Genomic DNA, 9,199 nt, shown 5'->3' with positions numbered 1-9,199 from the left:
GAGGATTTGTTGGGTGGGGGGGGGAGGGGGGGGGGGGGGGTGTGGGGGGTACCTGGGCGACCCCCCCCCAGCACCCAGACAGAGTTCCGGCCGCGCCGCCGGGCGTCCACAAGAGTTGCGGCTGCGCCGCAGGGCTAGACAAAAGGAGCCCCGCCTTTCGGCGGGGCTCCTGCTGTTTTGTTCCAGCTACCGGCGGTTAACCGTGGTGCTAGTCGTTGCCGCGGAGGATGGACAGCAGCCGGATGATCTCGACGTAGAGCCACACCAGTGTCACGGTGAGGCCGAACGCCGCGGTCCAGGAGAAGCGCTGCGGGGCGCCCGCCCGGACACCGGCTTCGATGCTGGTGAAGTCCATGATCAGGGAAAAGGCGGCGAGGCCGATCGCGAGCAGGCCGATGAAGACGCCCAGCGGGATGCCGAAGATCTCCACGCTCGTGCGCAGGCCGAACGGGGAGTCAACAGCGCCGGTCCACATCATGACCATGTTGATCAGCGCGAACACGGCGTAGCCGATGATCGCGATCATAAAGAAGCGCATGGCCTTGGGCGTTGCCCGGACCTTGCCGCTCTTGAAGAGCACGAGGGTCACGGCGAAGACGGAGAGCGTGCCGATCACGGCCTGCAGGCCAACGCCCGGGTACATGCCGTCAAGGATCCGCGTCAGTCCGCCGAGGAAAAGGCCCTCGAGCGCTGCGTAGGCAAGGATCAGCGCCGGGGAGGGCTGCTTTTTGAAAGTGTTGACCAGGGCGAGGACAAATCCGCCCAGGGCGCCGACGAGCATCAGCAGGTTGGACAGGCCAGGTGCCACCAGGAGGGTGACGGCGGCACCGGCGACGACGGCGGCCAGGCAGGCCGCGGTCTTCATGATGACATCGTCAAAGGTCATACGTCCCGTGTCAGCGGGTCCGGCGGCGGGCCGGTTGTACATGTCCTGCAGCTGGTCCTGGGTCATTCCCTGCTGGGCAGGGTTCCAGCCGGTCTGCGTCTGGCCGTACTGGGGCTGGCCGTAGGTGTTCTGGCCGTACGCCTGCGGGGCAGGCGGTGCCTTGGTTGCTCCACGGAAATTCTTTCCGTTGAAGACGGGGTTTCCGCCAAGTGCCATTGCTGGTGTCCTCCAAATTAAAGGGCGTGAGTGATGAACTGTCCGTGTCTGTGACAACACGCTACCAATTTCAACACCGGACGGGCAGGGTTAGTTCCCGGCCGGCGCCCGCCGCAACCCAACCGTGACCTCCTCAGCGTGTTCGTGCGGCCCGTCCGACGCGGGCGGGACCGACTGTTTAGGCATACTCCGAAACAACAAAAGTTTTCTTTAGCGCAGGTAAAGAACCGCGCCATCCGGGCTTCACGGTCGTTATCCGATCGCGACGTTCTCCCTGCTCGCGACGGCATTCATTGACCCTGACGGGCTGTAACATGGGCCAAACAGGGTGACGGATATCACAAGCACTACTGCTCCACCGCACCGCACGAGGCACCAGTTTTCGTCACCCTGACCGTTCGCAGTGGTTGCAAGGGCGCACCCACACCACCCCCATGTGGAGGTTTTCATTTTGAGAAGCACACCGAGAGGCCTGTCGCAGAGACGGCGCGGCAGACTGCTGAAAGCTGTGGGGGCCGTTTTCGCCGCCGTGGCCGCGCTCCTGCTCATCGTCGCGCCGGCATCACAGGCCACGAGCCCCTCGCCGACACCATCCCCGTCGGCAACCACCTTCCAGAACAGCATCAGCGGCTTCCTGCGCGGCGACGACCGCGCGCCAATCGTTGACGTCACCATCACGGCCAAGGGCGGCGACTTCACCGGAACCGCCAAGTCCGGCGCCAATGGCGCCTGGACCATCGGGGTCCCTACCCAGGGCACCTACGAGGTCGAGCTGGATGAATCCACGCTTCCGGAGGGCATCAAGCTCGCCGACGGCCAGGAAAATCCCCGCAAGGTCACGTTCAGCCAGACCTCCAACCTTTCAGTAATCTTCGCCTTCGGTAAAGGCATCGTCGTCCAGCAACAGGATTTCGGCCAGAACCTGATCAACCGGCTCGTCGCCGGCCTCAGCTTCGGCCTCCTGCTTGCCCTCGCCTCCGTCGGCCTGTCGCTGATCTTCGGAACCACCGGCCTGACCAACTTCGCCCACGGCGAGATGGTCACCCTCGGCGCCGTCCTGGTTTTTGCCTTCAACGCCATGCACCTCCCGTTCTGGCTGGCCATCGTGCTCGCCCTGCTCGGCGGAGGATTATTCGGCTACGTCCAGGACGCCGGCCTGTGGAAGCCGCTGCGGCGCCGCGGAACCGGCCTGGTGCCGATGATGATCGTCAGCATCGGCCTCGCACTGGCCGTCCGCTACGTCATCCAGTTCTTCTTCGGCGGCGCCACCCAGCAACTGCCGTTCGCACAAAGCGCGGAAATCCAGCTCGGCCCGATCTCGATCTCCCCCAACAACCTGTGGTCCCTGGTGATCAGCGCCGTCGTCATCGCAATCCTCGGTGTGGTCCTGCTCAAGACCCGGCTCGGAAAAGCCACCCGCGCGGTCGCCGACAACCCGGCACTGGCCGCGGCCTCGGGCATCGACGTCGACGGCGTCATCCGGATTGTCTGGGTGACCGGCGGCATGCTCGCCTCCCTCGGCGGCATCCTCTGGGCGTACTACCGGCCCGGCGTCACGTTCGACATGGGTTCGCAGATCCTGCTGCTCATCTTCGCGGGCGTCACCCTGGGTGGCCTCGGCACGGTCTGGGGTGCCCTGATCGGATCCATCATCGTCGGCATCTTCGTGGAGCTGACCACCGTGTTCGGCCTCGCCGCCGACCTTAAGTACGTGGGAGCACTGTTCATCATGATTATTGTCCTTCTGATCCGGCCCCAGGGCATCCTGGGCCGTCGCGAGCGCGTGGGTTAGGAGACAGCCATGGACTTCGGATTCATATTTTCCAGCGCTGCCGGCGAACTGTTCAGCCCGACGACGGCGGCTTACGCCCTCGCCGCGCTCGGCCTGGCGGTTCACTTCGGCTACTCGGGCCTGCTCAACTTCGGCCAGGCCGGCTTCATGGCGGTGGGAGCCTACGGCTTCGCCATCTCCACCCTCACCTTCGGCGTGCCGTTCTTTGTCGGCCTGCTGATCGCCGTGATTGCCTCGGCCATCTTCGCCCTGCTGCTCGGCATACCCACCCTCCGGCTGCGGGCCGACTATCTGGCCATCGTGACCATTGCCGCGGCGGAAATCGTCCGCTACATCGTCACGACGAACCAGCTCACCGCGGTCACCGGCTCGGCCAACGGCCTGGCCGCTTTCGAGGGCGGGTTCTACTCGATGAACCCGTTCCCTGAGGGTTCCTACCTGGGCATGAACAACCGCGACTTCTTCATCCGCGTGGTCGGCTGGAGCCTGGTCGCCGTCTGCTGCCTCCTGGTGTGGCTGCTGATGCGCAGCCCGTGGGGCCGCGTGCTGAAGGGCATCCGCGAGGACGAAAACGCTGTCCGCTCGCTGGGCAAGAATGTGTACGCCTACAAGATGCAGGCGCTCGTCATCGGCGGTGTGCTCGGCGCCCTCGCGGGCATGATCTTCACCCTCCCCCGCGGCGCGGTGCAGCCGGCCAACTACGGCACGGAACTGACGTTCTTCCTCTACACCTGCCTGCTGCTCGGCGGTTTGGGCACCGTGCTGGGACCCGTCGTCGGCGCCATGATCTTCTGGGTCGTGCTGTCCCTCACGCAGGGAATCCTGTACGGACTCATTGAATCCGGCACCATCACCTGGCTGAACACGGTCCAGGCCGGTCAGTTGCGTTACATCCTGGTGGGCGTCGCACTGATGCTGCTGATGATCTTCAGGCCCCAGGGCGTCTTCGGAAACAAGAAGGAGCTGGCGTTCGCATGAGCACGCAGAGCGAAGAACCCCGCACGTCGGAAGAAATTGACTACATGACGGACGCGCGTCCGATCGCCGTCGGTGAGGCCGTTCCCGGCTGCAAGAAGCGCGATCCAATCGTGGTGGCGGAGAACGTCACCCGCAGCTTCGGCGGCATCAACGCCGTCGACGTCGAGTACCTCGAAATCCCGCGGCACAAGATCACGGCGCTGATCGGCCCCAACGGCGCCGGCAAGACGACCCTGTTCAATCTGCTCACCGGCTTCGATACCCCGAACTCGGGCAAATGGCAGTTTGAAGGCAACAGCCTGGCCGGGGTCTCCTCGTACAAAGTCGCCCGGATGGGCATGGTCCGCACCTTCCAGCTGACCAAGGTCATGGGCAAGCTCACCGTGATGGAGAACATGCGCCTCGGCGCCTCCCAGCAGTCCGGGGAGCGGTTGTCCAAGGCCCTGTTCAAGGGCATCTGGGGCGGCCAGGAAAAGAAGATCACGGCGGAAGCGGACGTGCTGCTGGCGAAGTTCAAGCTGGACGCCAAGAAGGACGACTATGCGGCGTCCCTGTCCGGTGGCCAGCGCAAGCTGCTGGAGATGGCCCGCTCCCTGATGGTCCGGCCCAAGCTGGTCATGCTCGACGAGCCGATGGCCGGCGTGAACCCGGCCCTGACGCAATCCCTCCTGGACCACATCAAGAACCTCAAGGCCGAGGGCATGACCGTGCTGTTCGTCGAACACGACATGCACATGGTCCGGCACATCGCCGATTGGGTCGTGGTGATGGCCGAGGGCAAGATCGTGGCCGAAGGCCCGCCTGCCGAGGTCATGAAGAACCCGGCCGTGATTGACGCCTACCTGGGCGCCCACCACGACGTGGACCTGGGTGACTCGGAAGGCATCAAGGAGCTCGCCGCCGAACTGGTCGCCGACGAGGAATCGATTGTCGGGACCGAAAACGCCGGCATCATCTCGCTCGACGTCGTCGCCGCGGAAGCGCAGGAGCCCACGGGCCCGGACAGCACCGGTCCCGCGCGCGGCCGGCGCAGCGCCGAGGAGCCGACCCGCGGCGAGCAGCCGCACAGCCCAGAGAAGGACACAGAATGAGCGCCACCAGCGCGGCCGCAGCCGCAAAGCCCGTCCACGACGAGGATTCGGTCGTCAAGGTCACTGATCTGGTGGCCGGCTATATCCCGGGCGTCAACATCCTCAACGGCTGCAGCATCGAGGCCCGCAAGGGTGAGCTCATCGGCATCATCGGTCCCAACGGCGCCGGCAAATCCACGCTGCTGAAGGCGATGTTCGGGCTGGTCAAGGTCCACTCCGGCTCGGTCGTGGTCCGCGGCCAGGACATCACCGGGCTCAAGGCCAACAAGCTGGTCAGCAAGGGTGTGGGCTTCGTCCCGCAGAACAACAATGTGTTCGCGGCGCTGACCATCGAGGAAAACCTCCAGATGGGCATGTTCCAGCGGCCGAAGGACTTCGCCGAACGGTTCGACTTCGTGACGGGCCTGTTCCCCGAGCTCGGCAAGCGGCGCGCCCAGCGGGCGGGGTCGCTCTCCGGCGGCGAACGCCAGATGGTCGCGATGGGACGGGCCCTGATGATGGATCCGGCCGTGCTGCTGCTCGATGAGCCCTCCGCGGGCCTCTCCCCTGTCAAGCAGGACGAGACCTTCCTCCGGGTTCACGAGATCAACCGCGCCGGTGTCTCGGTCATCATGGTCGAGCAGAACGCCCGCCGCTGCCTGCAGATCTGTGACCGCGGCTATGTCCTGGACCAGGGCAAGGACGCGTACACCGGCACGGGCCGGGAGCTCATGAAGGACCCCAAGGTCATCCAGCTCTACCTGGGCACCCTCGCCGACACTGTCGACTAGTCCCCCGGCGGGCCAGCTGCGGCAGAAGGGCCGTCACCAGCCGGTGGCGGCCCTTTTGCGTGTCCCGGGCCCGTCTGCGTGCCCCGCTCTCAGTGCCGGGCCAGTGGCAGCGTGCTCTCAGTGCCGGGCCAGTGGCAGCGTGAGCTTTATGGTCGTGCCTTCCGGCCCGGTCCGGGCCACCTCGACGGTGCCGCCGGCTGCCGTGGCGATTTCGCGGACCAGCGCCAGGCCGATGCCGAAGCTTCGCCGGCTCCGGGTTCCATCCGGACTGGGGGTCCGGACGAAGCGGTCAAAGATCCGTGCCTCGTCGACGCCGGTGATTCCCGACCCGGTGTCTGCCACGCGGAGCACCGCCTGGTTGCCTTCGGCCGCCGTACTGATAGTGATGCTCCCGCCGGGCGGCGTATGGGCCAGTGCGTTATCCGCCAGGGCGAGAACGGCCCGCCGCAGCGGGCTCCGGTCGATGCGCGCCAGCGGACTGCCGGCGTCGGACCGTCCGCCGTCGGAAAAGACGAGGCGGATGCCCCGCCGCGCCGCAAGTTCCTGCAGGCTCTCGGTGACGGACCCGGCGACGTCGGCCAGCCCGACGGGTTCCGCCGAGGGATCCGGCGCGGCGCCGGTTGCCGCCAAAAGCAGTTCGTTGACGATTCCGGTCAGAGTGGCCGCATCGTCCCGGATCCTGGCGAGGGCCAGGCCGGGTTTGGAATCTGCGACGGCGTCGCGCTGGGCGAGTTGGATCCTCGCATCGAGGATGGCCAGCGGCGTACGCAGTTCATGGCTGGCATCCTGGACGAACCGCCGCTGCAGGGCCAGCGCTTCCCCAAGCGGCCGGATGGCGCTGCGCGCGCTGAGCCACCCGACGACGCCGGCCAGCACGATGCCCAGCACCCCGGCAAGGATCATCGCCTCGATCAGGTCCTTGGAATCGAGGTACGTGTACGCCTTCCCGGCCGCCGCGGAGGCGGGCAGATCCGGGTGCGCCAGCTTGTTCATCAGGTAAGCGGTCGCGGCGGCGAGGAGGCAAAGGACCAACACTGCGCAGGCGGCGCTGATCCGCAGGGCCACCTTAAGCGAGGCCCTGCGGAGGGTGTCCCGGTCCGGTTCACCCGCCACGGGTCCCGTCCCGGTCACGGGGCATCGCCGATCTGGTAGCCGACGCCGTGGACCGTGCGGACCACGGCCTTGGAAATCTTCCGTCTAAGGTGGTGGACATACGTGTCGATCAGGCCGGGCTGGTCGGTGGCCTGGAAATGTTCGCTGAGCAGTTCTTCCCGGGTGAAGACCCTACCGGGTTCGGCGGCCAGGGCGGCCAGCAGTTCGGACTCCTTTGCCGTGAGGTACACCCTTGGCCCGTAAACCGAGCGCATGGAACGCGACGCCGGATCGAGTTCCCAGTCGCCGATGCTCACGGGCACGGGGGCCGGCGTGAAGGTGCGCGTCAGGGCGCGCAGGCGGGCCGCGAGTTCACCGGCGTCGAACGGTTTAGTCATGTAGTCATTGGCGCCCGCATCGAGTCCCCTGACCTTCTCATCCGTGGCCCCGAGGGCAGTCAGGATCAGGATCGGCGTCGAATCCCCCTTGGACCTCAACGCGTGGATCAGGGCGATGCCGTCCATCAGGGGCAGGCCGCGGTCGATCACCATAACGTCCCAGGCCTGGGACAGCGCCAGGTGCAGGCCGGCCTGGCCGTTGGTGGCCAGCCTGATCCGGTAGTCGGGTTCCAGCAGTTCGGCGATCAGCGGTCCCAGGACGACAGCGTCCTCCACCAGCAGCAGGGACGGCCGGCCGTCAGCGGTTGTCATGTCAGCTATTCTCCCGCGCCATGCCTTCTGCCGGCAGATTGCCTGCTGTGTCGTCGTTGAGGTCGGCTGCGGGTTCGGCAGCCGCGCCGCGGTTCTGGCGGCGGCGTTTGAGGAGTTGTATGCCCCAGGGCAGGACGGAGACGAGGACCATGACGACGGCGATGACGTCGATGTTCTTGGCCACGATCTCGTAGTGGCCCAGCCACGTCCCCAGCAGTGTCACGGACGAGCCCCAGGCCAGGGCCCCGGCGATGTTCCAGAGCGTGAAGGACTTGTACTCATAGCGGGCGATGCCGGCACTCAGGGGTGCGAAAGTCCGGACCATGGGCACGAAACGGGCCAGCACGACGGCGGCACCGCCGTGGCGGCGGAAGAAATCCTCCGTGGTGGTCAGGTGCGCTGTCTTGAGGATCCGTGCGTCGTCCTTGAACCATCGGCGGCCGAACTTGCGTCCGATCATGTAGCCGACCTGGTCGCCGGCCACCGCAGCGGCGGTGACGACGCCGATCAGCACCGGCAGCGTCAGCTGGAGTTGCTCATGCAGGAGACCCGCGGTGAAGAGCAGCGAATCCCCGGGCAGGAAGGGGAACAGCACGCCGGATTCAATGAACACCATCAGGGAGATAACGCCAAGCGCCGCCGGGCCGAGGCCCTCGAGCAGGCTCGCCGGGTCAAGGAGCGACGGGGCTCCGGCCGCGGCGGACAGTGCCGGAACGATTCCTGCAGCGTAAATGCCGTGCATGGTCACTTCCTTAGGGTCGGGTGGAACGGATTGAACCGGTTGAACCGGTTGAACCGGTTGAACCGGTGGTTCGGGGCGAGGCTGCGGCTGGCAGACGGTCCAGGATGCGCGGCGCGAAACGGTTCCACAGCCCGGAAAGCAGCAAGACCGCGGCACCCGCCGCGAGGAAGGAGGCTGCCACATCGGTGGGGTAATGGACCCCGATATACAGCCGCGACCACGCCACCACCGAGGCCAGCACGACGGCGGCGACGGCTGTGAGTTTTGCCCAGCGGGTTCCGCGGGCCAGGAAGTAGAGCGCAAATCCCAGCGCGACGGCAAAGCAGACGTGCCCGCTTGGGAAGCTGTTCGAGCCCGTCTCGGGCATGAGCGGATCGAAGAGCATAGCCGGGCTGGGCCGCTGGCGGGCGATGATGAGCTTGAAGAACTCACTGGCCACCCAGCCGGAGCAGGCGACCAGGCCGAACGCGACAGCCTTCACCAAGGAGCGGCGGACCATCCAGAGGTAGAGCGCCACGGCGGCAACGAGGACCACGCCGGCCACCGGGCCGAACACCACGTTCAGGACCATCGCCACCCCGGTCAGGAGCGCGGCATGGTGCTGGCTGAGATCCTGGTCCACGACGAGTTCGGCCGTGCCCCCGCCGGGCACCAGCTGTGCTGTCAGGCCGAGCGCCAGGATGGCCGCGGACAGCAGTGCGCCCCACCGCAGCCAGTGGCGGACCTGCGGGAGGGCCCAGAACCGCTGGCCGGCGGCTGGGTGTGCGCCGGCGGGGTTCGGGGGCGCTGTAACGCGGTCAGGGGCGGGTCCAGGCATGGAGTCCTCCGGTTCGGGGCAGGGGCGCTGCCCGGCGCATGCTTCAACTCTCCCGCGCGGTCTTTAAGAAGTGCTTAAGAACTGCCCGTCCCGTTCCTCGGGCTG

At 66.4% G+C, this 9,199-nt stretch carries 9 protein-coding genes; 4 read left to right on the top strand and 5 right to left on the bottom strand.

Translation table 11 applies throughout. The annotated features are described in order from the left end of the window. Positions 1 to 208: 208 nt before the first annotated feature. Positions 209 to 1,102: a Bax inhibitor-1/YccA family protein gene (locus AC50YM_RS13015; RefSeq protein WP_494957364.1), complete on the bottom strand. Its 894-nt coding sequence runs from the start codon at positions 1,100 to 1,102 to the stop codon at positions 209 to 211. Positions 1,103 to 1,610: 508 nt separating this feature from the next. On the opposite strand from AC50YM_RS13015, the gene AC50YM_RS13010 reads away from it, so the two are divergent. The 4 genes from AC50YM_RS13010 to AC50YM_RS12995 are packed head-to-tail and all read left to right on the top strand — an operon-like array spanning position 1,611 to position 5,733. After that, a complete protein-coding gene (locus AC50YM_RS13010; RefSeq protein WP_494957363.1) occupies positions 1,611 to 2,894 on the top strand; it encodes a branched-chain amino acid ABC transporter permease in 1,284 nt (427 codons plus the stop codon). A 9-nt stretch (positions 2,895 to 2,903) separates the two neighbouring features. After that, entirely contained in the window at positions 2,904 to 3,872 is a 969-nt protein-coding gene (locus AC50YM_RS13005; RefSeq protein WP_494957362.1) for a branched-chain amino acid ABC transporter permease, read from the top strand. Then, a complete protein-coding gene (locus tag AC50YM_RS13000; RefSeq protein WP_494957361.1) occupies positions 3,869 to 4,963 on the top strand; it encodes an ABC transporter ATP-binding protein in 1,095 nt (364 codons plus the stop codon). The genes AC50YM_RS13005 and AC50YM_RS13000 overlap by 4 nt, the downstream gene beginning before the upstream one ends. Beyond that, entirely contained in the window at positions 4,960 to 5,733 is a 774-nt protein-coding gene (locus AC50YM_RS12995; RefSeq protein ID WP_494957360.1) for an ABC transporter ATP-binding protein, read from the top strand. Before AC50YM_RS13000 ends, AC50YM_RS12995 begins: the two co-directional genes overlap by 4 nt. Positions 5,734 to 5,850: 117 nt before the next feature. Here AC50YM_RS12995 and AC50YM_RS12990 read toward each other — a convergent pair whose 3' ends face one another. The 4 genes from AC50YM_RS12990 to AC50YM_RS12975 are packed head-to-tail and all read right to left on the bottom strand — an operon-like array spanning position 5,851 to position 9,094. After that, positions 5,851 to 6,846 carry a sensor histidine kinase gene (locus tag AC50YM_RS12990; protein ID WP_494957359.1) on the bottom strand — a complete coding sequence of 332 codons (996 nt, stop codon included), beginning with the start codon at positions 6,844 to 6,846 and terminating at the stop codon, positions 5,851 to 5,853. 14 nt (positions 6,847 to 6,860) lie between these two features. After that, positions 6,861 to 7,535 carry a response regulator transcription factor gene (locus AC50YM_RS12985; RefSeq protein ID WP_494957358.1) on the bottom strand — a complete coding sequence of 225 codons (675 nt, stop codon included), beginning with the start codon at positions 7,533 to 7,535 and terminating at the stop codon, positions 6,861 to 6,863. Position 7,536: 1 nt separating this feature from the next. After that, positions 7,537 to 8,277, bottom strand: a complete 741-nt coding sequence (locus AC50YM_RS12980; RefSeq protein ID WP_494957357.1) for a DedA family protein — start codon at positions 8,275 to 8,277, stop codon at positions 7,537 to 7,539. 10 nt (positions 8,278 to 8,287) lie between these two features. After that, positions 8,288 to 9,094: a phosphatase PAP2 family protein gene (locus AC50YM_RS12975; RefSeq protein WP_494957356.1), complete on the bottom strand. Its 807-nt coding sequence runs from the start codon at positions 9,092 to 9,094 to the stop codon at positions 8,288 to 8,290. Positions 9,095 to 9,199: the final 105 nt, after the last annotated feature.

Source organism: Pseudarthrobacter sp. RHLT1-30-1, assembly GCF_059383415.1.
This window is presented reverse-complemented; position numbering and strand designations above follow the sequence as displayed.